At 65.7% G+C, this 24,446-nt stretch carries 23 protein-coding genes and 1 pseudogene; 9 read left to right on the top strand and 15 right to left on the bottom strand.

The window, feature by feature from the left end:
* Window positions 1-24 precede the first annotated feature (24 nt).
* Window positions 25-138: pseudogene (locus ACE04A_RS18570) on the bottom strand (ESPR domain-containing protein); the annotation flags it as partial.
* A 426-nt stretch (window positions 139-564) separates the two neighbouring features.
* On the opposite strand from ACE04A_RS18570, the gene ACE04A_RS18565 reads away from it, so the two are divergent.
* On the top strand, window positions 565-1,887 hold the full coding sequence (locus ACE04A_RS18565) for a tetratricopeptide repeat protein (RefSeq protein WP_448719028.1): 1,323 nt from the start codon (window positions 565-567) through the stop codon (window positions 1,885-1,887).
* A 34-nt stretch (window positions 1,888-1,921) separates the two neighbouring features.
* Here the strand turns inward: ACE04A_RS18565 and msrA are convergent, their stop codons facing one another.
* The 5 genes from msrA to ACE04A_RS18540 form a co-directional block, all read right to left on the bottom strand.
* Window positions 1,922-2,623, bottom strand: a complete 702-nt coding sequence (gene msrA, locus ACE04A_RS18560) for a peptide-methionine (S)-S-oxide reductase MsrA (RefSeq protein WP_447989379.1) — start codon at window positions 2,621-2,623, stop codon at window positions 1,922-1,924.
* Window positions 2,624-2,728: 105 nt separating this feature from the next.
* Entirely contained in the window at window positions 2,729-3,232 is a 504-nt protein-coding gene (msrB, locus tag ACE04A_RS18555; RefSeq protein ID WP_427964466.1) for a peptide-methionine (R)-S-oxide reductase MsrB, read from the bottom strand.
* A 94-nt stretch (window positions 3,233-3,326) separates the two neighbouring features.
* Window positions 3,327-3,623 (bottom strand): pentapeptide MXKDX repeat protein, encoded by a 297-nt coding sequence (locus tag ACE04A_RS18550; RefSeq protein WP_448719027.1) that lies wholly within the window; start codon window positions 3,621-3,623, stop codon window positions 3,327-3,329.
* Window positions 3,624-3,664: 41 nt separating this feature from the next.
* A complete protein-coding gene (locus tag ACE04A_RS18545) occupies window positions 3,665-4,456 on the bottom strand; it encodes a molybdopterin-dependent oxidoreductase (RefSeq protein ID WP_259247074.1) in 792 nt (263 codons plus the stop codon).
* Between the two features lie 10 nt (window positions 4,457-4,466).
* Complete coding sequence (locus tag ACE04A_RS18540; RefSeq protein ID WP_259247075.1) at window positions 4,467-5,099, bottom strand: cytochrome b/b6 domain-containing protein; 633 nt, start codon at window positions 5,097-5,099, stop codon at window positions 4,467-4,469.
* A gap of 147 nt (window positions 5,100-5,246) precedes the next feature.
* Here ACE04A_RS18540 and ACE04A_RS18535 point away from each other — a divergent pair, with 147 nt between their 5' ends.
* Together ACE04A_RS18535 and ACE04A_RS18530 are read left to right on the top strand one after the other, a co-directional pair.
* Window positions 5,247-5,975, top strand: coding sequence for a response regulator transcription factor (locus tag ACE04A_RS18535; RefSeq protein WP_259247076.1), 729 nt, complete (start codon window positions 5,247-5,249; stop codon window positions 5,973-5,975).
* Window positions 5,972-7,444, top strand: a complete 1,473-nt coding sequence (locus ACE04A_RS18530; protein WP_259247079.1) for a sensor histidine kinase — start codon at window positions 5,972-5,974, stop codon at window positions 7,442-7,444. The genes ACE04A_RS18535 and ACE04A_RS18530 overlap by 4 nt, the downstream gene beginning before the upstream one ends.
* Before the next feature lie 5 nt (window positions 7,445-7,449).
* Here ACE04A_RS18530 and ACE04A_RS18525 read toward each other — a convergent pair whose 3' ends face one another.
* A complete protein-coding gene (locus ACE04A_RS18525) occupies window positions 7,450-8,607 on the bottom strand; it encodes an NAD(P)H-dependent flavin oxidoreductase (protein ID WP_448719025.1) in 1,158 nt (385 codons plus the stop codon).
* A gap of 153 nt (window positions 8,608-8,760) precedes the next feature.
* A complete protein-coding gene (locus ACE04A_RS18520) occupies window positions 8,761-9,489 on the bottom strand; it encodes an IclR family transcriptional regulator (RefSeq protein WP_279996737.1) in 729 nt (242 codons plus the stop codon).
* 215 nt (window positions 9,490-9,704) lie between these two features.
* On the opposite strand from ACE04A_RS18520, the gene ACE04A_RS18515 reads away from it, so the two are divergent.
* The 5 genes from ACE04A_RS18515 to ACE04A_RS18495 all read left to right on the top strand — a co-directional run bounded on the left by ACE04A_RS18515 (window position 9,705) and on the right by ACE04A_RS18495 (window position 14,870).
* Window positions 9,705-10,643 carry a hydroxymethylglutaryl-CoA lyase gene (locus ACE04A_RS18515; RefSeq protein WP_447989369.1) on the top strand — a complete coding sequence of 313 codons (939 nt, stop codon included), beginning with the start codon at window positions 9,705-9,707 and terminating at the stop codon, window positions 10,641-10,643.
* Window positions 10,644-10,729: 86 nt separating this feature from the next.
* Window positions 10,730-11,935: a CaiB/BaiF CoA transferase family protein gene (locus tag ACE04A_RS18510; RefSeq protein WP_259247090.1), complete on the top strand. Its 1,206-nt coding sequence runs from the start codon at window positions 10,730-10,732 to the stop codon at window positions 11,933-11,935.
* Window positions 11,932-12,918 (top strand): Bug family tripartite tricarboxylate transporter substrate binding protein, encoded by a 987-nt coding sequence (locus tag ACE04A_RS18505; protein ID WP_259247092.1) that lies wholly within the window; start codon window positions 11,932-11,934, stop codon window positions 12,916-12,918. Before ACE04A_RS18510 ends, ACE04A_RS18505 begins: the two co-directional genes overlap by 4 nt.
* 31 nt (window positions 12,919-12,949) lie before the next feature.
* Window positions 12,950-13,957 (top strand): Bug family tripartite tricarboxylate transporter substrate binding protein, encoded by a 1,008-nt coding sequence (locus ACE04A_RS18500; RefSeq protein WP_448719024.1) that lies wholly within the window; start codon window positions 12,950-12,952, stop codon window positions 13,955-13,957.
* A 13-nt stretch (window positions 13,958-13,970) separates the two neighbouring features.
* Entirely contained in the window at window positions 13,971-14,870 is a 900-nt protein-coding gene (locus ACE04A_RS18495) for an SMP-30/gluconolactonase/LRE family protein (RefSeq protein ID WP_448719023.1), read from the top strand.
* Window positions 14,871-14,875: 5 nt separating this feature from the next.
* Here ACE04A_RS18495 and ACE04A_RS18490 read toward each other — a convergent pair whose 3' ends face one another.
* The 3 genes from ACE04A_RS18490 to ACE04A_RS18480 form a co-directional block, all read right to left on the bottom strand.
* Window positions 14,876-16,264 (bottom strand): tripartite tricarboxylate transporter permease, encoded by a 1,389-nt coding sequence (locus ACE04A_RS18490; protein ID WP_448719022.1) that lies wholly within the window; start codon window positions 16,262-16,264, stop codon window positions 14,876-14,878.
* Entirely contained in the window at window positions 16,261-16,749 is a 489-nt protein-coding gene (locus ACE04A_RS18485; protein ID WP_259247099.1) for a hypothetical protein, read from the bottom strand. The genes ACE04A_RS18490 and ACE04A_RS18485 overlap by 4 nt, the downstream gene beginning before the upstream one ends.
* A gap of 80 nt (window positions 16,750-16,829) precedes the next feature.
* Window positions 16,830-18,119, bottom strand: coding sequence for a hydroxymethylglutaryl-CoA reductase, degradative (locus ACE04A_RS18480; protein ID WP_448719086.1), 1,290 nt, complete (start codon window positions 18,117-18,119; stop codon window positions 16,830-16,832).
* Window positions 18,120-18,251: 132 nt separating this feature from the next.
* Here ACE04A_RS18480 and ACE04A_RS18475 point away from each other — a divergent pair, with 132 nt between their 5' ends.
* The gene (locus tag ACE04A_RS18475; protein ID WP_448719020.1) at window positions 18,252-19,673 is read left to right on the top strand and encodes an aminotransferase-like domain-containing protein; all 1,422 of its coding nucleotides are present in this window, start codon (window positions 18,252-18,254) and stop codon (window positions 19,671-19,673) included.
* 52 nt (window positions 19,674-19,725) lie between these two features.
* Here the strand turns inward: ACE04A_RS18475 and ACE04A_RS18470 are convergent, their stop codons facing one another.
* The 4 genes from ACE04A_RS18470 to ACE04A_RS18455 form a co-directional block, all read right to left on the bottom strand.
* Window positions 19,726-20,484 (bottom strand): anaerobic ribonucleoside-triphosphate reductase activating protein, encoded by a 759-nt coding sequence (locus ACE04A_RS18470; protein ID WP_448719019.1) that lies wholly within the window; start codon window positions 20,482-20,484, stop codon window positions 19,726-19,728.
* Window positions 20,453-22,225, bottom strand: coding sequence for a ribonucleoside triphosphate reductase (locus tag ACE04A_RS18465; protein ID WP_448719084.1), 1,773 nt, complete (start codon window positions 22,223-22,225; stop codon window positions 20,453-20,455). Before ACE04A_RS18465 ends, ACE04A_RS18470 begins: the two co-directional genes overlap by 32 nt.
* A 229-nt stretch (window positions 22,226-22,454) precedes the next feature.
* The gene (locus ACE04A_RS18460; protein ID WP_100855554.1) at window positions 22,455-22,805 is read right to left on the bottom strand and encodes a DUF3325 domain-containing protein; all 351 of its coding nucleotides are present in this window, start codon (window positions 22,803-22,805) and stop codon (window positions 22,455-22,457) included.
* Window positions 22,802-24,442, bottom strand: a complete 1,641-nt coding sequence (locus ACE04A_RS18455; protein WP_485820384.1) for a PepSY-associated TM helix domain-containing protein — start codon at window positions 24,440-24,442, stop codon at window positions 22,802-22,804. The genes ACE04A_RS18460 and ACE04A_RS18455 overlap by 4 nt, the downstream gene beginning before the upstream one ends.
* Window positions 24,443-24,446: the final 4 nt, after the last annotated feature.

Below are 24,446 nucleotides of genomic sequence, written 5' to 3'. Positions count from 1 at the left end.
AACGTGGCGGGAGGGTGATGCGGTTAGCAGCGTGGCGCTGCCACTGCCTGATGTTCTGCCCCTGACCCGGGTGGTTTCCGGTGCCGCGACCCACGCGCCCAGGGACGGATTCCAAACGGAGCAGAACGTTTTATTCATGACAGCCTATCGAAGAGGTCGTAGGCTGCTCGCCGCGAGCCAGCCTGTTTGTAATTAATTCTTACTCTTCGACTGTAAGCTGAGTAACAGGATTGTTGAATCACTGAAAATAGGTAATCACGGGCAGAGATTCGATTTTGATTAACGCAATGGCTGCATGATGGGTTGCGCGCGTTTGGGTCTGGTTAGCTTGTGGCGGTTTTCGCGCGCTTCACCCATCCTACGTTTGAAGCGTTGTCCTATTGCCGACGTTTGAAGCGTTGTCCTATCGCGCCGCGCGGGCGCGGAGGGGTGTTGCTGCGTCGCTCCAGGTCAAACGGACGGCACGCGGTACAAGCGCACTAGAGCAGTTGCGCTTTGCCGTGGGGCGGTGTCCGTGCTTACATCGTCAGAGCCCGTCGCTGGGCGGCATCCTAGGAGACCACCATGGCGCAGACCGATGAGCGGGGCAATCCCGTTTCCACGGATGATCAAGCATCCCTGGCCGCCTACGAAAAGGCGCAATCCCTGTTTCTTGGCTATTACGGCGATCCGCTAGGGGTCATCGACCAGGCCTTGGCCAACAACCCCGTGTTCGTCATGGGTCATGTGCTGCGCGCCGGGATGATGATCACGGCCAGCGACCAATGCGTGGAGCCGCTGCTGCGCGAGAGCGTGGAGGCCGCCGAGGGCCTGCACGACATCGCCAACCCGCGCGAACGGCGCCACACCGCCGCCGCGCGCGCGTGGCTGAATGGTGAATTCTCGAATGCCTTGCGGCGCTACGCCGACATTCTCATCGACTACCCGCACGACACGCTGGCCTTGCAGGTGGGCCATATCGGCGACTTCCTGCTTGGGCGCTCGGCCATGCTGCGCGACCGCGTGGCCGGCATTCTTCCGGATTGGAACAGCCAGATGCCGCACTATGGCTACGTGCTGGGCATGCATGCCTTTGGTCTGGAGGAAACCAACTTGTACGCCCAGGCCGAGGCCCAGGGCCGGCGCGCGCTGGAATTGAACCCGCGCGATCCCTGGGCCGTGCACGCGGTGGCCCATGTGCTGGAGATGCAGGGGCGGGTGGAGGAGGGCATCGCATGGCTGGACGGACGCCGCGAAGATTGGTCGGCCGACAATATGCTGGCCATCCACAACTGGTGGCATCTGGCGCTGTTTCACCTGGACCGCGACGAGACAGCCGAGGTGCTGGCGCTGTACGACAAGCGGCTGCGCGAATCCTCCACCGGGCAGGTCCTGGACCTGGTCGATGCGTCCGCCATGCTGTGGCGCCTGCTGCTGCGCGGCGTGGACGTAGGACCGCGCTGGCGGCAGTTGGCCGACGTTTGGCGGGAACGCGGGGGCACGGGGTACTACGCGTTCAATGATGTCCATGCCTTGATGGCCTACCTGGGCGCGGGCGATGACGCGGCCGCGCAGCAATTGATCGCGGCCATGGAGGCCGCGGCGGAAGGTAGCGGCACCAATGCCATGATGACGCGTGCCGTCGGCCTGCCCGTGGCGCATGCGCTCGTGGCCTTCGCCCGCCAGGACTATGCGCTAAGCGCGGACCTGCTGCGTGATCTGCGCCTGATCGCGCACCGCTTTGGCGGCAGCCATGCCCAGCGTGATGTGCTGGCGCTGACCCTGGTGGAAGCGGCCTTGCGCGACGGCGCTCGCGGCCTGGCCAAGGTGCTGACGGCGGAACGCATGGCCTTGAAACCCGCCAGCGAAGGCAACCGCAAGCTGGCCTCGCGGGCAGCGGCGCTTTAGCAAGCCAGGCTCGATAGTCAGAACGCGACGGACTTTACCGCCCGTTATCACTCACCAACACCGGCTTGTCCCGATACTTCGCGGGAAACGTCTTCGCCAGGTTCTCCACCTTCGGCACATCATTCACCACGATGTACATGCTGTTCGGGTTGCGCACCAGATAGTCCTGGTGATAGCCCTCGGCGGGATAAAACGCTTGCAGCGGTTCCACCGTGGTGGCCAGCTTCTTCGAATACACCCCCGTCTTGTTCAACTGCTCGATATACGCTTCGGCCACCTTGCGCTGGCCTTCGTCCGCCGGAAACACCGTGGACCGATATTGCGTGCCGCGATCCGGGCCTTGGCGGTTCAGTTGCGTGGGGTCGTGGGCCACGGAAAAGTAGATTTGCAGCAGTTCCCCGTAGCTGACCTGTTTGGGGTCATACGTGATTTCAACGGCTTCGGCGTGGCCGGTGCGGCCGCCGCTGACGGCGTCGTAGTCGGCCGTCTTCGCCGTGCCGCCCGCGTAGCCGGATACGGCGTTGCTGACGCCTTTGACGTGCTGGAACACGGCTTGCACGCCCCAGAAGCAGCCGCCGGCGATAACGGCTTTTGCTTGCGGCGCCGTGGCCGGGGCTTGGTCCACCGCCGGGGCGGGGATGATGAAGGCGGTTTCGGCGGATTGCGATGCGCCCGCACCCAGCAGGCCGCAGGCGGCGGCGAGGGCGGCGCAGAATTTTTTGGCTTGGAAGTTCATGGTCGGGAATCCTGATAAGGCGGGTGGTCGGTGCCGGGTCGGCGTAGAGGCGGGCGGGTCAGTCTTGGGCGGGCCAGCCCCGGTCGGGTCTCTGCATCGGGCGACTCAGCCCTGTGCAGTAAACGTCATGGCGACGCCGTTCATGCAGTAACGCAAGCCGGTGGGGCGAGGACCGTCGTCGAAGACATGGCCCAGGTGTCCGCCGCAATTCGCGCAATGCACGGCGGTGCGGACCATGCCGAAGCCGGTGTCGCGGGTTTCACCGACGGCGTTGGCCAGGGGCTGCCAGAAGCTGGGCCAGCCGGTGCCGCTGTCGAATTTGGTGCTGGACGAAAACAGGTGCTGCTCGCAGCCCGCGCACGAGAACGTGCCGTTCCGATGTTCGTCGTTCAAGGGGCTGGTGTAGGGCCGTTCGGTGCCGTCGCGGCGCAGCACCTGATATTGCGCGGGCGTTAGCCGGGCGCGCCATTGTTCGTCGGTCAAGGCGTAGGGGTAGGTGGCGGCGGCCTTGGCGGCCGATGCGCTGCGCGGAGTCAGCCAGGGGGCCAGGCCGGCGGCAAGCGCGGCGCCGCCGCCCAGGGTCAGGAAATGTCTGCGGTTCAAACTCATGGCGTGGCTCCTTCAAGAGGCAACAAGGCAAGCGCTGGCAGGGGGTGCGGCGGGATCGAATCTCCGACCCCGGCGCTTGCCCGGTGCTTGTTCCTTACTTCTTCATTCCGTCCTTGGACATGGAATCTTTCGACATCGAATCCTTGGACATGGAATCCTTCGACATCGAGTCCTTCTTCATGCCGTCGTGCGACATGCCGTCCTTGCTCATGCCGCTTTTCGCCATGCCGTCCTTGGCCATGCCGTCTTTAGCCATGCCGTCCTTCGACATCGAGCTCTTGCTCATGCCGTCTTTGCTCATGCTGTCCTTGCCCATGGTGTCGGCGGCATGCGCGGCCACGGCGCCAAAGGCCAGGCACAGGGAAAAAGCAGCGGTGGTAAGTGTCTTCATGATGCGTTCCTTTGATGGATTGAGTAAGACAGGAATTGCACCTAGCTTCCGCCGAACCAGTTGTAGCCCTGGTCCTCCCAGTAACCGCCTGGGTAGGTGTTGGTGACAAAAATCGCCTGTATGTGCTTGGGGTTCTTGTAGCCAAGCTTGGTAGGCATGCGCAGCTTCATGGGGAAGCCGTACTCGGGGGGCAAGGTCTTGCCGTCATAGGTCAGTGCCAGGATCGTCTGCGGGTGCAGTGCCGTGGGCATGTCGATGCTGGTGTAGTAGTCGTCGGAACACTTGAAGCCCACGTATTTGGCCGTCAGGTCCGCGCCAACGCGCTTGAGAAAGGTGGAAAACGGCACGCCGCCCCATTTGCCGATGGCGCTCCAGCCTTCCACGCAGATGTGGCGGGTGACCTGGTCCACCTGCGCCATGGCGCGCAGTTCTTCAAGCCGCCATTGGCGCTTGTCGGCCACCATGCCGGTGACTTCAAGCCGGAACGTTTCCTCGTCCACGTGGCGCACTTCGTCGATGCCGTAATAGGCATTGAAGGGAAACGGCCGGGTAATCATGGATTCCGGGTAGGTGGGCGCCAGCTTGTTGGGGTCGAACAGCCAGCCCTGCACGCGGTCGTTGAAGCGCGATACGGATGTCAGCGCCTTTTCCACGTTCTCATCGTCGGACAAGGAACATCCCGACAGCATCGCTACGCCGCCCAGCGTCAGGGTGTTGCGCAGGAAGGCGCGGCGCGAGGGTTGTTCGACCCGCCTGGTGATCAGGTTCTTGGCTTCTTTCAGGATGGCCGCGCCGTCCAGGCCCAGCAGCGACAAGCGTTTTTTCTGGCTCACGTTGGGCTCCTTATTTGCCGCGGATCATGGCGATGAGGCTACGGGGCACCAGCGCCACCATCACCAGGTGCACCGCCACGAAGGCCACCAGCAACGCCATGGCGAAGAAGTGGATACGGCGTGCGAATTCATAACCGCCCATCAGCTCGCGCAGCAGGTCGAACTGCACGGACTTCCACAGCACCAGGCCGGACAGCACCAGCACCACGATGTCGACGATGACGAACAGGTAGGCCAGCTTTTGCACCTGGTTGTAGTGGCGCAGGTCGCCGTGGGACAGCTTGCCGCGCAGTGCCGCGCCCAGGTCGGCGGCCACGCCGCTCGGGCTCAAGGGGAAGAATTTGCGCCATAGCCGGCCGGTGGCCAGGTTCAGGGCCAGATACAGCAGGCCGTTGGCGAACAGCAGCCACATCGCGGCAAAATGCCATTGCAGCGCGCCGCCCAGCCAACCGCCCAGGGTGATGCCGTTGGGAAAGGTGAAATCAAAGAATGGGGCGGCGTTATAAATGCGCCAGCCGCTCATCACCATGATCACCACCGCCAGCGCGTTCAGCCAGTGCACAATGCGCAGCCAGCCGGGGTGGATGACGCCGGGGGGCCGGGCGGCGGCGGGGGGAATGTGACTGGCGGGGCTTGCCATCATGGCGGGTCTCCGGGGCGGGGTGCTGTCGTTGGAGCCATTCTTCCCCGGGGCCGATATCGAAGTCCTCACGCAAACTTAAAAAAATTGTGATAACTCACCGCCCGCGGATTGGCGACAATGGCGGTGTTTCCCTTGCCCGAGCCCCCCATGGACACGCCCCGCCGCGTTTTGATTGTTGAAGACGACGCCCACATTGCCGAATTGCTGCGCCTGCATCTGCGCGACGAAGGCTATGAGGTGGAGCACGCGGCCGACGGCAACGAGGGCATGCGCCGGCTGGAAGAGGGCAGTTGGGACGCGCTGGTGCTGGACCTGATGCTGCCCGGCATCGACGGCCTGGAAATCTGCAAGCGCGCGCGGGCCATGGCGCGCTACACGCCCATCATCATCACCAGCGCCCGGTCCAGCGAGGTGCACCGCATTCTGGGCCTGGAACTGGGCGCCGACGACTATCTGGCCAAGCCGTTTTCCATGCTGGAACTGGTGGCGCGGGTGCGGGCGCTGCTGCGCCGTAGCAGCGCCATTGAGCGCAATGCGCGCATCGATGCCGGCAGCCTTGCCGTGCATGGTGTGTCAATTGACCCTATCGCGCGCACGGTGGATGTGGATGATCGCCGGCTGGATCTGACGCCGCGCGAGTTCGATCTGCTGCATTTCTTTGCCCGCCATCCCGACAAGGTGTTTTCCAGGATGGACCTGCTGAACCACGTTTGGGGCTATCAGCACGAAGGCTATGAACACACGGTCAACACGCATATCAACCGGCTGCGCACGAAGATCGAGGCCGACCCGTCCGACCCCCGCCGCATTCTGACCGTATGGGGCAGGGGCTATAAATTCGCCGCCGGTCCGGGCGCTGCCGGAGGCTCGACATGAAACGATTCACCTTGACCCAACGCCTGTCCGCCGTCTTTGCGCTGCTGTTGCTGGCCTGCTGCGGCGCGTCGGCCTGGTTGCAGATCGCCGCCAATTCCCGTTACGAGCAGGAAGTGGTGCAGCGCTTGTCCAGCGGGCTGGCGCAGCATATTGCCGGCAGCACCGAGCTGATGGACGCCAACGGCTGGAAGCCCGACGCGGTGCGTTCGCTGTTCGACATGTTGATGGCGGTCAACCCCGCCGTAGAGGTCTATCTGCTGAACAACGATGGCCGCATCGTGGGTGATGCCGCGCCGGCCGGCCAGATCAAGCGGCGCCAGGTGGACTTGGCCCCGGTCAAGCGCCTGCTGGCGGGCGACATGCTGCCCATTGTGGGCGACGACCCGCGCAGCGAGGATGCCCAAAAGGTGTTCAGCGCCGCGCCCGTGCGCGTGGGAACGTCGGACGCGGGCTATGTGTACGTGGTGCTGCAAGGGCAGGCGCATGATGCGCTGGCGATGTCGGTGTCGCGCAGTTCGGTGTTGCGCACCACGCTGTGGTCGATTGCCCTGGTGGCCTTGCTGGGGCTGGTGGCGGGCTTGACGGCGTTCGCGCTCATTACGCGGCCGCTGCGTGCCTTGACGCGGGCGGTCAGCGCGTTTGAAGGCGACGACGGCAAGGCGCTGGCCGCCTTGGCCCGGCCGGGCGACGCCACGGACCAGAGCTTGAATGAAATCTCGGTACTGCGTCGCAGCTTCGTGCAGATGGGCGGACGCATCTCGGACCAATGGCGCGAGCTGACGCGGCAAGACCAGCAGCGCCGCGACCTGGTCGCCAATATTTCGCACGACCTGCGCACGCCGCTGACATCCCTGCATGGCTATCTGGAAACGCTGCGCCTGAAAGACGAAACGCTGGACGCCAGCGAGCGCCGCCGGTACCTGGACATCGCGCTGGCGCAAAGCCGCAAGGTGGGGCGGCTGGCGCAAGAGCTCTTCGAACTGGCGCGCCTGGAGTCGGGCTTGGTGCGGCTGGAACCGGAAACGTTTTCGCTGCCGGAACTGGTGCAGGACGTGATGCAGAAGTTCGAGCTTGCCGCCGAAGCTCGCCAGCAGGAACTGACTACGGATATTCCCCAGGCCTTGCCCTTGGTGCGAGCCGACCTGGGCCTGATCGAGCGCGTGCTGACGAACCTGCTGGACAACGCCATTCGCCATAGCCCACCGGGCAGCCGGATCGACTTGCAGTTGGGCGTGGCGCAGAACCGCGTGCAGGTGCAGGTGAGCGATACGGGCAAGGGCATTCCGCCCGAACTGCGCAACGGTTTGTTCACGCGCGCCTCGGCGTTGAACCGAGGGCCGCGTGATGGCGGTGGGCTGGGTCTGGTGATCGTGCAGCGCATTTTGCAACTGCATCAAAGCGAGATCCGGCTGGTGGAACGGCCGGAACCGGGGGCGGTGTTTCAGTTTGATTTGTCGGCGGCGCGGTAGGCGGCTTACGCCGCTGCCGGCATCTGCCCATGCAGCAGATAGTCCATCAGTTCGCGCACCGACCGCATGGCGCTGCCGAACGGCAGCTTGGACGCGCCCCGGAAGAACAGGCCACGGCTCACTTCACCGCGCAGCGCGGCAGCCAGCTTCAAGTCGATGCAGAACTGCCCAAAGCGTGACAGCCCATCGCGCAGCCCGCATTGCGTCAGGCAGTCCATGCGCTGGCTGCAACGGCGCGGGTCGCAGCGCGTGGCGGCTTGCAGGGTGGCTTCCTGGCGCAGATAGCGCGTCAGCCACGGCGTGGCGACGGCGCGCGCGGGCAGGCCGGCCACGCTGGTGAATTCGGCCAGTTCTGCCGGGTCCGCATCCATCAGCACGCGCTTGAAGTTCTCATGGGCATCGCCTTCCCGGGTGACGGCGAACGCGGTGCCCACCTGCACGCCGTCGGCGCCGTGCGCCAGCCAATGCCGCACTTGATCATGGCTGCCTACGCCGCCCGCCACGATCAGTTGCGGCGCGTCGCGGCCCAATTGCAGTTCATCGAACAGCGCATGGCAGTCGGCCAGCACGCGCTGGAAATCAAAGCGTTCGTCGTGAATGTCGGTGATGCGCGCGGCGCCCAGATGGCCGCCCGCATGGCCGGGGTGTTCGATCACCACGGCGTCGGCCAGCCGGCCTTTTTTCATCCATTTCTTCAACACGACGGCCACGCCGCGCGCTTCGGACAAGATCGGCACCAGCGCCACCTTGGGAAAATCCGCCGTCATCTCGGGCAGGTCCATGGGTAGCCCCGCGCCCATCACAATGGCCTGCGCGCCGCTTTCGCAAGCTTGCCGCACCAGTGCGGGGTGGCCGCGCACGGCTTTCATGACGTTCACCGCCACCAGGCCCCGGCCTTGCGCCGTGTCTAGCGCGGCGCGCACTTCGCGGTCCAGCGCAAGCAGGTTGACGCTGTCGATCAGGTCGCGGTCATTGCACTTGTCGGTTCTTTCAAGCAGGTCGGGATGGTGGTGGCGCAAATCAATGCTGGCGATGGTGCCCACCGCGTTCTGGCTGGCCACGGCGCCCGCCAGCCGATGCGCCGACACGCCGACGCCCATGCCGCCCTGCACGATGGGCAGCAGCTCGCGACCGCCGAGTTTGAGTGATTTGAACCACGTCATGTTGAAGCCTTTCCTCTGATCAAGTGGACAGAGGCTAGAGCAAGGCATGACGGGTTGCCTTGCGCGGGATCAAGCGGCGTGGGGATGGGGCGAAGCGAATAACGGGCGCGGCTGGCTCTGCCGGCGCGCCGCGCGTGACGAGCGCCGCGGGCCTTAGCCCACGCGGCCGGTCAGGCGCCGGGCTGCGTTCAGCACATGGCTCAGGTGGTCGGGGTTGTAGCGGTGCACGGGCGCGGTCAGCGTCACAGCGGCGGCCAAGCCACCCGACAGCAAAAACACGGGCGCAGATATGCCCGCCACTTCGTTCAGGCGGTCGCCCATGGCGGCAAAGTAGCCGTCCTGGCGGATGCGCGTGTAGAGCGCTTGTTCGGGGCCGGGCGCCTTGCCCAGGATGTCATCGAAAGCCGTCAGCACGCGCCCACCACTGCCGCGTTCCAACGGCAGCAGGTCGCCCGCGCGGATATGGTCGCGCACCGGGTGGGGCGAGTCCACGCGGTACAGGCACAGGCGCGCGTCGCCCTGGCGCACGTGATAGGCCGCGCTTTCACCGGTGGCCGCGACCAGGTCGCGCAACACCGGCACCACCACATGCTCAAGGGAAAACGAAGCGGAATAGATGCCGTGCAGGCGGGCAATTTCCGGGCCCAGCGCGTAGCGGCCGTCGTCCAGCCGTTGGATCCATTGCGCGTGTTCAAGCGAGGCCAGCAGGCGCAGCACCGTGCTCTTGTACAGGCGCGTGCGTTCGGCCAATTCGCCCAGCGACAGCGTGCGGTCGTTGGGCGTGAACACGGCCATCAGGCTCATCGCGCGGTCTACCGCGGCAACGCCGCCGGCGGCGGCGTCGGCATCGGCGACAGATTCGGTTGCGGCTTTACGCGGCATGGCGGTTCCGCGTGGTGACGGCCAGGGCGCAGGCAACGGGAACCAGCAAGGGAAGGGCGATCGGCATATTCCATCCTTTAGAACGACAGGCGCCGCCATTGTAGGCACAGCATCGCGCCGCGCCGGGATTCGCGCTTGACAGCGATTTTCTCTTCGTTTTTAATTCTATAAGAAAGAACAGCATTCTAATAGATAGAATATAAGGAGACGCAGTCATGGCGGATATCGCGCCCAACCCGGGGCAGGTACTGATCAGCGAAGTGGGCCCGCGCGACGGTTTGCAGTCGGTGTCGTCCACCATGCCCACGCAAGACAAATTCCGTTGGATCGACGCGCTGGTTGCGGCTGGCGTGCGCGAGATCGAGGTGGCGTCGTTCGTGCCGGCTCGCCTGTTGCCGCAGATGGCGGACGCGGCCGAGGTCGTGGCCTACGCCGCCCGCATTCCGGGTTTGACGGTGATGGCGCTGGTGCCCAACCTGCGCGGCGCCGAGGCCGCGCTGCGGGCCGGCGTGCACAAGCTGACCATGCCGGTATCCGCCAGCCACGCGCATTCCCTGGCCAACGTGCGCAAGACCCCGGAAGAAATGGTGGAGCAGGTGCGCGCCATTGCCGCGCTGCGCGACGAGCTTGCGCCCCACGTAAAGCTTGAGGCCGGCATTTCCACCGCGTTCGGTTGCACGCTGCAAGGCCTGGTGCCGGAGGACGACGTGATTCGGCTGGCGCTGATGTGCGTAGAGGCAGGCGCCGATGAATCGGGCTTGTCGGACACCGTCGGCCACGCCAACCCGGCGCAGGTGCGTCGGTTGTTCCGCCGCCTGCGCGCGGAATTGGGCGCAAAGGCCGGCGCCGCGCACATGCACAACACGCGCGGCCTGGGCCTGGCCAATTGCCTGGCCGCCTGGGACGAAGGGGTCCGCACGTTCGACAGTTCGCTGGGTGGCTTGGGCGGCTGCCCGTATGCGCCGGGCGCGTCGGGCAACGTCGTGACCGAAGACCTGGTCTTCATGTTTGAAGCCATGGGCGTGCGTACCGGCATCGACCTGGAAAAAATCATCGCGGCGCGTCAGCCGCTAGCCGCCGGCCTGCCGGGCGAACCGCTGTACGGCATGACGCCGGACGCCGGCTTGCCCTTGGGCTTTGTCCAGGCCCGCTAGCTTCCGACCCGCTAGTTCCCGGCTGCTAACCCCAGGCCCGCTAGCGGCGTCCGCTTCCCCCTTATTGCCACCAAGGTGCATCCCACATGACTAGCAGTGCAACGTCCCGCCTTCCGTATGAAGGCATCCGCGTCGTCGAGTTCACCCACATGGTGATGGGGCCGACCTGCGGCATGCTGCTCGCGGACCTGGGCGCGGAAGTGATCAAGGTCGAACCCATAGGCGGCGACACCACCCGCCGCCTGCTGGGTTCCGGCGCGGGCTTCTTCCCCATGTTCAACCGCAACAAGAAGAGCATTGCGCTGGACCTGAAGCAACCCGAAGGCGTGGAAGCCGCCTTGCGCCTGATCGATACGGCCGACGTCGTCAGTGAGAATTTCAAGGCCGGCGTGATGCAAAAGCTGGGCCTGGACTACGCCACCTTGAAGGCGCGCAATCCCCGGCTGATCTACGTCAGCCATAAAGGCTTTTTGCCTGGCCCTTACGACAATCGCACCGCCTTGGATGAAGTGGTGCAAATGATGGGCGGCCTGGCCTATATGACCGGCCGTGCCGGCGACCCGCTGCGCGCGGGGTCCAGCGTGAACGACATCATGGGCGGCATGTTCGGCGCGATGGGCGCCATGGCCGCACTGGCCCAGCGCGAACACACGGGCGTGGGCGCCGAGGTGCAAGCCTCGCTGTTCGAGAACAACGTGTTCCTGGTTGGGCAGCACATGATGCAGTACGCCGTGACGGGCCGCGCGCCCGCGCCCATGCCCACCCGCATATCCGCTTGGGCGGTGTACGACGTGTTCACCGTGAAGCATGGCGAGCAGATTTTCCTGGCGGTGGTCAGCGACAAGCAGTGGGACATTTTCTGCCGCGCCTTCGGCCTTGAAGAATGGCTGTCGGACCCGCGCCTTGCCACCAACAACGATCGGGTCCGCGCGCGAGATTGGCTTATGCCGCTGCTGCGTTCGCATCTGGCGGGACATAGCGCGGCGGAACTGGCCGCGCGCTTCGAAGCAGAAGGCTTGCCCTTCGCGCCCATCACCCGGCCCGAGCAACTGTTCGATGACCCGCATCTGAAAGCCACCGGCGGGCTGGCGCCGATCACGCTGCCGGATGGCACTGACAGCTTCGTGCCGCTGACCCCCTTGACGCTGGACGGGCGGCAACCCCCCATCCGCTTGCAGCCCCCGGCTGTGGGCGAACACACCGACGCGCTCTTGCGGGCGGTCGGCTATCGCGACGATGAGATCGCGGCCTTGAAAGCAAGGCGCATAACAGAAGGAGACCAACCATCATGATCACTCTGACCCGACGTTCGTTCCTGGGCGCAACCCTTTGCGCGGCGGCCTTGCCGTTGCGCTTGCATGCCGCATCCGCGTATCCCGACGGCCGGCCCATCCGGCTGATTGTTCCCTACACGCCGGGCGGCGGCACCGATTCGGTGGCGCGCGCCATCGCCGCCAAGATCACGGGGGCGGCAGGGTGGTCGGTGGTGGTGGAAAACCGCCCCGGCGCGGGCGGCAACATTGGCATGGACCAAGTGGCCAAGACCCGCCCCGACGGCTTCATGCTGGGCATGGGCCAAACCGCCAATCTGGCAATCAACCCCGCGCTGATGCCCAAGATGCCGTTCGATGCCGGCAAGGATTTCGCGGCGGTCGCCATGATTGCGTCGCTGCCCGTGGTGCTGGTGGTGAAGGCCAATGCGCGCTGGAACACGCTGGCCGACCTGGTCAAGGAAGCGCGCGCGCAGCCCGGCGCCATCAAGCAGGCGCTTGCCGGTTCGGGCACGGTGGGCCACCTGGCGGGCGAGCTGCTGGCGTATCAGGCCAAGTTCCAGGTGCTGAACGTGCCGTACCGGGGCGCGGCGCCCGCGTTGAACGACCTGCTGGGCGAGAACACCGACTACATGTTCGCCACGCCGCAGGCCGCGCAGGAAATGCTGAAAGGAAAAGTGCTGCGCCCCTTGGCTGTCAGCGCTCGCGAGCGCCTGTCCATCCTGCCGGATGTGCCGACCGTGGCGGAATCCGGATTCGATGGCTTCGAGGCCTTGGACTGGAAGGCGCTGGTGGCGCCCGCCGGCACCCCGCCCGAGGTGATCGAGGCGGTCAACAGCGTGGTGCAGAAGGTGCTGGCGGACCCGGCCACCATCGCCATGTTCACGGCGGAAGGCAGCAAGGCGATGGGCGGTTCGCCCCAAGTGGCGCAGCAATACATTCTGGACGAACAAAAGAAATGGGCGGCGCTGATCCGCGAGGCCGGCATCCAGACGGCGGCTTGAAACGATTGATTAAAAAAACGGAGACAACATCATGACTATGCTCTTTGCGCGCGGCGCCTTTTGCCGCGTTCTGCTTGCGGCCGCGACGGGGTTGGCCTGCGTGCCCGCGCAGGCTGCCGACAGCGCCGGCAGCACCACCGATTGGCCCGGCAACAAACCCGTGCGCCTAGTCGTTCCCTATTCGCCGGGTGGCACAACGGACTACGCCGCGCGGCAAGTGGCGCAGAAATTATCCGAGACCACCGGCAAGACGTTCATCGTCGAAAACAAGACCGGCGCGTCCGGCACGATTGCCACGCAAGAGGTGGCGCGGTCCACGCCGGACGGCAGCACGTTCCTGGTGACGGACACCACGTACACCATGCTGCCGCTGCTATTCTCCAAGCTGCCCTGGGATTATGAGAACGACCTGGTCCACGTCAGCGAGATCATCGAAACGCCGCTGGTACTGCTGGTTCCCGAAAAATCGCCGTTCAAGACCATGGACGCGCTGATCGCACAGGCGCGCAAAGCGCCCGGCACGCTGAACTACGGGTCTGGCGGGCAAGCCAGTTCCACCCATCTGGCCGCCGAAGTGTTCCAGAGCGAAGCGAAGGTGAAGCTGGCGCACATTCCGTATCGCGGCGCGGGCGCGGCTTTGGCGGACTTGATGGCCGGGCAGATCGACCTGTTGATCACGGCGGCGCCCACCGCCATCGCACCCGTACAGGGTGGCCGCGTGCGCGCATTGGCGGTAACCGGCACCGAGCGGCTCGCCGCCTTGCCCAACGTGCCGACCTTCGCGCAGGCGGGCTTGCCCTCGTATCAGGTGCTGAACTGGTTTGGCTTGGCCGCGCCCAAGGGCACGCCCGATGCCATCGTCACCAAGATGAACCAGTTGGTGGCACAAGTGATGAGCGAGCCCGCCATGCAGGAAAACATGGCCCGACAAGGTGCGCGGCATCGTTCCATGCCGGTGGCGCAGTTCGGCGCCTACGTGCAAGACCAGGTCAGCCTGTGGGCCGACGTGGGCAAGCGCGTGGGTATCAAGCCTGAATAGGGAAGGCGGCATCATGTGGAACCTGGATTTCAAACCGCCGATGGTGATCGAGGCGCGTGTGGTCACGGTCATGCCAGACACCTTGCGGCTGCCACGGCGCAGCGCCTGGGCCGACGCCAACAAGGCGGGCCACCCCGTGGATTGCTTTCTGGAAGGGCCGGTGTTTGACGCCGAAGGCGCGCTGTATGTCACGGACATTCCCCACGGCCGCATCCTGCGCATCGACGATGCCAACGAATGGCGCGTCGTGGCGGAGACGGGCGGCTGGCCCAACGGCCTGGCGCGGCATCAGGACGGCAGCCTGTGGGTGGCCGATTACCGGCACGGCATTCTGCGATGCGACCCGGCCACTGGCAACGTGGACACCGTGCTGGGCGAGCGCAACAGCGAATCGTTCAAGGGCGTGAACGATCTGGTGTTTGATCGCAACGGCCGGCTCTATTTCACGGACCAGGGGCAGACGGGGCTGCACGACCCGCAGGGTCGCGTGTATCGCTATGACCCGGACAGCGGTCGCCTGGACCTGCTGCTGGCCAATGCGCCCAGCCCGAATGGCATTGCGCTGGACGCGCGGGAACAGGTGCTGTTCGTGGCCGTGACGCGCGCCAACCAGGTGTGGCGCGGCCCGTTGATGCAAGATGGCTCGCTGAGCAAGATGGGGGCGTTTCGCACGTTCTTTGGCACCAGCGGCCCCGACGGGCTGGCCTGCACCCCAACGGGTGGCTTGCTGGTGGCGCATGCCAGCCTGGGCGGCGTCTTCGTGCTGAACGCGGGTGGCGAAGTCACGCACTTCCTGAAAAGCCCGATCGCCGGCAGCACGGTCACCAATGTGGCAATACGCCCCGATGGCGGCACCGTCGTGATGACGGAATCCGCAACCGGGGCGATTCTTGAAGCGCCGTTGCCGGCGTAACGCGATCAGGCCATCAGCTTCACAATCGCCGGCACCGACAGCACGGCCGTGTAGTAGCCCATGAACTGCACGCCCGTGTTGAAGCCGAAGCGGCGCGACAGCAGGCCGCCAAAGAGGCCCATCGTCAGAATGACCAGGAGGCCCAGGAATTGGCCTTCCCAGATACTGATGACGATGATCAGGCCCACGAAGGTGGCGATGATGGCTTCGTGGCTGACGCGGCGCGACACGAACAGCGCGGCGCGGCGCGCGAAGTTCATGGCGAAGGGGTAAGACACCAGCGCCGCCAACAGCACGGCCAGCATGCCGTAGCCCAGGAATTCCCAGTGGTTCAGCAGGTTGTGCAGGTTGTGCGTCTGGCCGGTGGCGGCGTCCACGGTGAAGCGCGGCGGCGCGTTGAACAGCGGCGCGGCGGGGCCGGCGGCCACGGGGCTAAGCGGCAGGCCGAAGGCGATCAACGGAATCAGCGCCTCGGCAATATAGGTGGCTTCGGTGACGCCGTTGCGCGCCGACAGCACCGTGGTCAGCCGATGGTAGGCATGCTTGATGCGCGACCCCACCAGCTCGCCCAGCACCACCGTCATGGCGACGGGGCTGAACACGAAGGTGGCGCTGGACACGGCGGCGGTGGCCAGGGTCCAGCGGGTCTGCACGCGGTCCATGACCTTGAGCGGGTTGGGGAAATAGCCCGACCAGCCCTTGACGTCGGGCGCCAGCGAGAACGTGCGGACCTTGTCGCGCATCATGCTCTTGCGCCCCATGGGCGACACCACGGTGAACAGATCCGCGATCAAGGGGCCGATGGCGATGCCCAGGAAGTAGCTGATGCTGAGCTTGACGCCGTACTTGGCGGTCAGGCTTTGCAGGGCGATGATCACCACTACGAAAGGCACCAGCAGCGCGACCGCCGACCAGCGTCCGGCCGAGAAGTACGCGATGAGCACCGCCGCCGCCAGGAAGATCCAGGGCGCGGATTTGGTGATGGCCGCGCCAAACGGCGCCAGCAACACGGCGAACAGTACGGCCAGCGGCACCGCCACGAAGGCGGCCACGATGGCGCCGGACACCATCTTGCGCAAGGCAATGTGCGGCACGCCCAGCTTGCGCAGCATGTTCGCGTCTTGCAGCAGCGGCGTGGCCAGGGTGTCGCCGGGTATCCCCAATAACGCCGTGGGCACCGCGTGCGTCATGTGCTTGGCGACGGCGCCGGCCAGGAAAAAGGTGAAGACGCCGGCGGGCGGCACGCCCAGCAGCACCACCAGCAAGGTCAGCGGCGCAAGCGTGGTGGTCTCGTCGGTGCCGGACACCAGGCCGATGGCGGCGAACACCACCGCGCCTAGCAGGCCCATGGCGGCGGCCACCATGATTTGTTCAAGCAGGATGGGGTCGCTCATGCCAGCGCCTCCTTGGATGCGCCTTGCGGCTGGGAGGCGGATGGCGATGTTGCGGACTGGGGCTTCGGCGGCGCTTCGGCGAACAGTTCGTACAGACCCAGTTCCTTCAGCTCACGCACCACGGGCTCGGGCAGGTCGGCCACCGAGCCCAGGCCGCCCGGCTGTTCGGCCAGTTCGGCCAGCACTTCGGCGCGCCAGGCGGGGTCATGCGTGGAGGCATGTTCGACCACTTCACGCTTGGGCGGAAACAGGCGGGCGCAGATCACGCCCGCGATCACGCAGCCGGCAAGACCGGCCAGCATGGCGTAGGCGTGCGCCAGTTCCGGCGACGCCACCACGCCGCGCAACCAGCGGCTGGCGGCGAAGAAGCCGGTGACGCTGATGGCGATGCCGATGCCGATGGCCCACGCCAGTTGGCGCAGGTCCACCGTGTCGTTCCACACTTCTGCCAGGCGCCAGGACGGCGCTGGGGATTTTGGTTCCATGTCTCTCTCCGTTGTGGTGGGGGGGGGGGGGGGGGGCTTGGCCGCATCGCCTCTGTTCTTATGTGGCCGGGGGCCAGGGCTTATTTCTTGGCGCGCAGTTCCTCCAGCAAGGCCAGCGCGCGGTCGGTGCGTACGTCTTTTTCCTCGGCCATGCGCTTGGCGACGGTATCGATCTCGGCGCCCACGGCGCCTGCCACCAGCGCGATGTTGCGCGCGTGCAGGGCCATGTGGCCGCGTTGGATGCCTTCGGTGGCCAGGGCGCGCAGCGCGCCCAGATTCTGCGCCAAGCCTACGGCCACCGCTACTTCGCCCAGCTCTTGGGCCGAGCGCACGTCCATGATCTTCAAGGCCAGCCGGGCCAGCGGGTGCGTCTTGGTGGCGCCACCCACCAGGCCCACGGGCATGGGCATTTCGATGGTGCCCACCAAGGCGCCTGACGTGTCCTTTTCCCAGGTGGTCAGCGACGTGTAGCGGCCCGAGCGCGCGGCGTAGGCGTGCGCGCCGGCTTCCACCGCGCGCCAATCGTTGCCGGTGGCCACGATGACGGGGTCGATGCCGTTCATGATGCCCTTGTTGTGCGTGGCGGCGCGGTAGGGGTCGACGGCGGCGAAGGTGTAGGCGTCCAGCACGCCTTCGATGATGTCGGCGCCGCTGCGCTCCTTGGTGTCCAGCACTTGCGGGGTCAGTCGCACGCGGGCGCGCGCCAGGCGCAGGTCGGCCAGGTTGGACAGGATGCGCAGGCGCACCGAACCGCCCGTGATTTCTTCCACCAGCGGCGCGACGGCTTCGGCCATGGTGTTGACGGTGTTGGCGCCCATGGCGTCGCGCACGTCCACGATCAGGTGCAGCACGATCATCGGGCCGCGCGGCGTGTCGGCGAACACATGCACGTCGATGTCCTGGCAGCCGCCGCCCAGCTCGATCAGCACCTTGTCGCGGCTGTTGGCCAGCGTCAGGATGCGTTCGCGTTCGCGCAGCAGCGCCAGCCGCGCGCCGTGCGGGTCGGTCAGGCCCAGCACCTGCACCTGCGCGCGCATCAAGGGGCGGGTGCTGGATGTTTCAAAGCCGCCGCATTCGCGCGCCAGCTTGGCCATGTAGGACGCCGCCGCCACCACCGACGGCTCTTCCACCGCCATCGGCACCAGCACGTCGCGGCCATTGACCTGGAAGTTGCCCGCCACGCCCAGCGGCAGTTCGAATGCGCCAATGACGTTTTCGATCATGCCGTCGGCGCGGTCCAGTCCCAGCGCGCCGGGCTGGGCCAGCAATTGTTGTTCATCGGGGGTCAGCGCGGCGGTCTGGGCAATGGCGGCCAGGCGTTGTGCGGGGGTCAGCGCGCGGAAGTTGGGTAGGCGTGAATCGGCCACGATGGCAGGTCTCCGTATCGTTATTGAGTGGCCTGATTCTAGGTAAACTGTACCGCTATTGAGAGGTACAGTTTTGCCAAACAGTACCATCGCACTGCACCAATTTTGACGGGTATCCCGGGCGAAAAACATCCCATGAATGACCTCAGCAACACCGGTAAACGGCCGCGCGGCGCGCCCATCGCGGAAAGCCTGGCCAAGCTGATCGGCCAGCAGATTGCCGACGGCGTCTACCGCCCGGGCGACAAGCTGCCGTCGCTGCGTGAACTGTCGCAGTTGCACCGCTACGCCAAGAACACCGTGGTGGTGGCGTTTGAAATGCTGGTGGCCCAGGGGCTGGTCGAACCGCGCCGTGGGTCGGGCTTTTTTGTGCTGGACGGAGACTTCGCGCGCAAGGCGGCCGACGAGGAACCCGGCCAATTGAGCCGCGCCATGGACATCGTCTGGCTGATGCGCGAGCAGCTCAAGACGCAGCCCGACGCGGTCCAGGCGGGCGATGGCTTTCCGCCCGTGGAATGGCTGGCCGACATGCGCATGGACCGCTATCACCAGAAGGTGGTGCGCACCGGGCTGGGCGCGCTGTTCCGCTACGGCAGCCGCTTTGGCTACGCGCCGCTGCGCGAAAGCCTGGTGCGCAAGCTGGGCGATGTGGGCGTGAATGTGGCGCCGTCGCAGTTGGTGCTGACCCATGGCGCCAACGAGGCGATGGACCTGGTGATCCGCTACTTTGTGCCGCCCGGCGCGACCGTGCTGGTGGACGACCCGGGCTACTACCCGCTGTTCGGCAAGCTGAAGCTGGCGGGCGTGCGCATGCTGGGCGTGCCGCGCCTGTCGGACGGGCCGGACGTGGCCGCGCTGGAAGCCTTGTTGCAGCGCGAGAAGCCGCGCTTGTTTTTTACGCAGTCGCTGGCGCACAACCCGACCGGGTCCGACATCTCGCTGGCCAAGGCCTACAAGGTGCTGCAGTTGTCCGAGCGCTACAACCTGATGATCGTGGAGAACGATGCGCTGGCGGATTTCAAGCCCACGTCCGCCGTGCGGCTGGCGGCGCTGGACCAGTTGGAGCGCACGATCTACATCGGCAGTTTTTCGAAGTCGTTCTCGGCGGCGCTGCGCGTGGGCTTCATCGCCTGCAACGCGGCGCTGGCCAGCGACTTGGCCGATCTGAAGGCGCTGGTGCACGTGAGCAGTTCGGAATACTGCGAGCGCATGGTGGACGTGATGCTGCGCGAAGGGCACTACGAGCGCCATCTGGCGCGCTTGCGCCAACGGCTGGAGGCCGCCACCGGCCATGCGTTGCAGGTGTTGGATGCACTGGGCGCCGAGGTATTCGCGCGGCCGACCAGTTCACTGTATCTATGGTCATCGTTTCCGGGCGTGGCGGACTCGTTGACGCTGGCGACGGATCTGATGCCCGAGAAAGTCATCATGGCGCCGGGCCGCGTGTTCAGCGTGGACCCCACGGCGGTGTCGCCGTGGTCGCGGTGCAATGTGGGCGCGATTGGGTCGCCGCGTTTTCGGGCCACGTTGGAAAAGGCGCTGGCGGCGCGGCGTTAGGCGCGTGAGACCGCCGGCTCTTTCTGCTGCCTTCTTCCGCCGTTCTTTCGGTTCAGCGATAAGTGAATTCGTCGAACCACTGCGCCATGCTTGCCTGCGCCTGGGGACTCAGCATGCGCGCGGCGTGCAGGTTGGAATTACCGCGCGCCGCCTGCACCGCAAAGCGCCGCACACCCCGGCGCGCCAGCGCTTGCGCCATCACCAGCAGCCGGTCCTCGGCCAGCCAATCAGGGTGCCAGGTGATGCGGCATTCAAAGTCCGTACCCGCCGACAGCAACTGCGTCAGGCACGCCATCGCGGGGCGATGGGAATCGCGGCGGCCGGTGATGTCGTCGTAGCCTTGTGCATCGGCCTTGATGTCCAGGCCCACCCAATCCAGATGGCGCAACACATCGGCCAGGCGCAAGGGGTAGATGCCGGCCGTATGCAGGCCCACGCGGTAGCCCATGCGCTTCACGTCGCGGATCAACGACGGCAGGCGGGGTTCGGACAGCGGCTCGCCGCCTGAAAACACCACCGCGTCCAGCAAGCCCGCGCGGTCTTTCAGAAAGGCGCGCGTATCGCGCCAGTCGTAGCGGGCGGCGCGGGTTTGCAGGTCGGGGTTGTGGCAGTAATGGCAGCGCCACGGGCACCCGGCAATGAACACGACGGCCGCCAACTGGCCGGGCCAATCCACCGTTGAAAACGGAACCAGTCCGCCGATGGCGGGCGCATGCCGGGGCAGGGCCGTCGCCACGGGTTGCGGGGGCGCAGCGCGCGCGGGCCGGCGTGCGACGGGTTCAGTGTTGTTCGACGAAGAAGCGGCGTTCATGGAATTCGCCTTGTTTGCCGGTGTTGAAGGACGACACGGGGCGGTGATAACCCATGACGCGGGTCCAGACTTCGCAGCGCACCGGTTCGGGGGCGTTGCCCTCGGCCTCGCACTTGGGGCAGACGTCGTGGTGCCCAGCCAAATACCCGTGGTTTGGGCAGATGGAAAACGTGGGTGTGACGGTGATGTAGGGCAGGCGGAAGTTCGTCAGCGCGCGACGCACCAATTCCTTGCATGCCTGGGCGGACGACACGGCTTCGTTCATGTACAGGTGCAGCACGGTGCCACCCGTGTATTTGCCTTGCAGCGTTTCCTGCAATTGCAGCGCATGGAAGGGGTCGTCGGTATGGCCCACCGGCAACTGGCTGGAATTGGTGTAGTAGGGCTGGGCGTCGCTACCCGCCTGCAAGATGCCGGGAAAGCGCTTGCGGTCTTCGCGCGCGAAGCGATAGGTGGTGCCTTCGGCGGGTGTGGCTTCCAGGTTGTACAGGTGCCCGGTCTGTTCCTGGAATTCCGTCATGCGCTCGCGCACGCGGTCCAACAGGCGCACCGCCAGCGCGTGGCCGGCCGGCGTGGTGACGTCGTCGGCGTCGTGCGTGAAGTTGCGGATCATCTCGTTGATGCCGTTCACGCCCAGCGTGCTGAAGTGGTTGCGCAAGGTGCCCAGGTAGCGGCGGGTGTAGGGGTACAGGCCTTGATCGATGTAGTGCTGCACCACGCGGCGCTTGGTTTCCAACACATCGCGGCCGAGTTCCAGCAGGTGGTCCAGGCGTTGCATCAGCCGGGCTTCGTCGCCCTGGCAGGTATGGCCCAGCCGCGCGCAGTTGATGGTGACGACGCCCACGGATCCGGTCTGCTCGGCCGAGCCGAACAGGCCGTTGCCGCGCTTGAGCAATTCGCGCAGGTCCAGTTGCAGGCGGCAGCACATGGACCGCACCATGTGCGGTTCCAGATCCGAATTCAAGAAGTTCTGAAAGTAGGGCAGGCCGTAGCGCGCCGTCATCTCGAACAGGCGCGTGGTGTTGGGGTGGCTCCAATCAAAATCCGGCGTGATGTTGTAGGTGGGTATCGGGAAGGTGAACACGCGGCCCCGGGCGTCGCCGGCCATCATCACTTCGATGTAGGCGCGGTTGATCATGTCCATTTCTGCTTGCAGCTCGCCATAGGCGAACGGCATTTCCTCGCCGCCCACGTAGGGCACCTGTTCTTTCAGGTCGGCGGGGCAGGTCCAGTCGAAGGTCAGATTGGTGAAGGGCGTTTGCGTGCCCCAGCGGCTGGGCACGTTCAGGTTGAAAATCAGTTCCTGCATGGCCTGCTTCACGTCCGCGTACGTCATGGCGTCGCGGCGGATGAAGGGGGCCATGTAGGTGTCGAACGAGCTGAACGCTTGCGCACCCGCCCATTCGTTTTGCAGCGTGCCCAGGAAGTTGACGATCTGGCCGATGGCCGCCGACATGTGTTTGGGCGGCGTGGATTCCACCTTGCTGGGCACGCCGTTGAAGCCTTCGGTCAGCAATTGGCGCAACGACCAGCCGGCGCAATAGCCGCTAAGCATGTCCAGATCATGGATGTGGAGGTCGCCGTCGCGATGCGCCTGGCCCGCCTCGGGTGTGAACACGTGCGATAGCCAATAGTTGGCCGTGACCTTGCCCGCCACGTTCAGGATCAGGCCGCCCAGGCTGTACCCCTGGTTGGCATTGGCGTTGACGCGCCAATCGCGTTGGTCCAGGTATTCCTCCATGGCGCTTTCCACGTCGACCAGCTTGTTGCGGTCGAAAGAGGCGGAGGGAATGTCGCGGGGGAGCGGGGGCTGTAGAAGCATGGATGGCACCATATGTAGTGGAGTGTCAAAACTCTATCACTACATATGGTGTTATCGGCCGCCAATGGAAGGCGATGTCAGCCTGGCTTGATGCGGGTCAAACAGGGAAAAACGAAGGGGCAAATCGCAATGCGGCTTTCGCCTGACGTCAGAAGCCGATGCCGATGCCCGCCAAGGAAATGGCCACGGCGAACGCGGCGGCGCGCGCGGCCGGGCGGGGCGCCCATGACAGCATGCCGACCCATAGCAATGCGCCCGCCGACAGCCAGCCCAGCCACGCCACCACGCCCACCGTATTGCCCCACAGGCCCACGCAAGGCAGTAAGGCCAGCGCCAGCAGCAGCACGCCCGCGCCGCGCAGCACGCGCGTGTGACCGGCCGACGGGTCGCGATCCCACACCTGCTCGTAATGGCGCGGCATGGCCAGGCTCAGGCAGGCCATGCCCGAGTAGGTCAGCAGCAAAGCCACTGCAATGGCGAATACGTCGTTCAGGTTCATGCCGCTGCCTTTTGCGTCGCGCGGGGAGTGCGCTGGGCGGGCGCGGACTGGGGCTTCTTCCACATACGGATGGCCGCCCACGCGGATAGTACGCCAACGGCCACGGCGGTGAGTTCGACGCCCGCGCTTTCCCAGTCGCCGCGCGCCATCTGCGCCACGGTGTGGTCGCCCAATGTGGCGTAGGACAGCGCCGGCAACAGCAGGCACAGCGCCGCCAGCAAGCCCAACTGCGTGATCCACGCAAGCCGGGGACGACACAGCCAGGCATGCGCCAGCATCAACGCCCACAGCCCGAAAAAGCAGCGCAGTTCCCACAACGCACGGTTTTCCAGCGCGACGGGCAACAGGCGGTTGGCCCAGAAGTAGCCGATGCAAGCCACCGCCAGACCGGCCAGCGCCGCCACGTTCAGGCCTTCGAACAGGCGGTACATGCGCGCGGTGGCCGCGCCGAATTCGTTGCCCAGCTTGGCGCGCCGCTTCACCATGAACAGCACGGCGCCCGTGCCCATCATGGCGGCCCCGGCCACGCCGCACAGGAAGTACAGCCACTTCACGGCCAGCCCGCCAAACGGCGCCATGTGCAGGTCGCCCATCACCTGGCGCGTGAGTGCCGGCGCGCCGCCGTTGACGCCGCCCGCCGGGCGCATGCGCAACAGGTCGCCCGTGGCCGCCGAGAATTCGGCCATGCCGGTGGTGGCGCTGATGTTGTGCAAGGCGTCGCTGGCTTCGTTCCAACCGTAGACCGCAACGCGCATGGAACTGTCTTCCGGGTTCTGGATGACGATGGCGCGCGCGCTTTGGCCGATCATGGCTTCGGCGCGGGCCACCAGCGGTTCCAGCGGCGGCATGGCCAGCGGCTGGCCGGTGCGCACGGGCTTTTCTTCCCCCTGCATTTCGGCCAGGTACAGGCGGGTGGCTTCCATGCCGGGGCCGTACTGCGCCACGACGGGGGCGGGCATCAGTTGCGCGCTGGAAATCACGATGCCGGTGTAGGCAATCATGAACTGGAAGGGCAGTGTCAGCACCGCCACGGCGTTGTGCGCGTCCAGCCACGAACGCTGGCCTTTCTTGGCGCGGAAGGTGAAGAAGTCCTTGAAGATGCGTTTGTGGGTGACCACGCCCGAAATCAGCGCGACCAGCATCGCCATCGTGGCGAACGCCACGATCCACACGCCGAAGCGGCTTTCGTGAAGCATGTAGTGGAAGTTCACGAAGTGCGTGCCGCCCATGGTGGCGCGGCCTGCCTCGTCGTGATGGTCGTCCAGTTCGGCGCCCGTGGCGGGGTCCAGCTCGGCGTCGGCGTACATGCCGTTCTTGTCGAACCAGTAGACCGACAAGCCGTTGTCGTGATGCCGGTTGACGGGCCAGATCTCCCACATGCCCGCGCCCGCGTGATGGCGCGCCATGTAGTCCACGGCCAGGTCCAGACGACGGGCGCGATCCACGGGCGCGCCTTCCTGCGCCGCCGCCGCGGCATCGGCCGCCGCGGCATCGGCCGCCGCAGCTTCCGCCGCGTGGTGCTCGGGCGTCATCCAGTGGGTGATGGGTTCGGCGAAGAGGGCAAGCGAACCGGTCAGGAACACCGTGTACAGCAGCCACGAAAACCACAGGCCGACCCAGGTGTGCAACCAGGCCATGGAT

It is taken from the genome of Achromobacter colocynthidis, from assembly GCF_057334535.1.
Note: the sequence above shows the minus strand (reverse complement) of the source record. Positions and strands in the feature narration are given on the sequence as shown.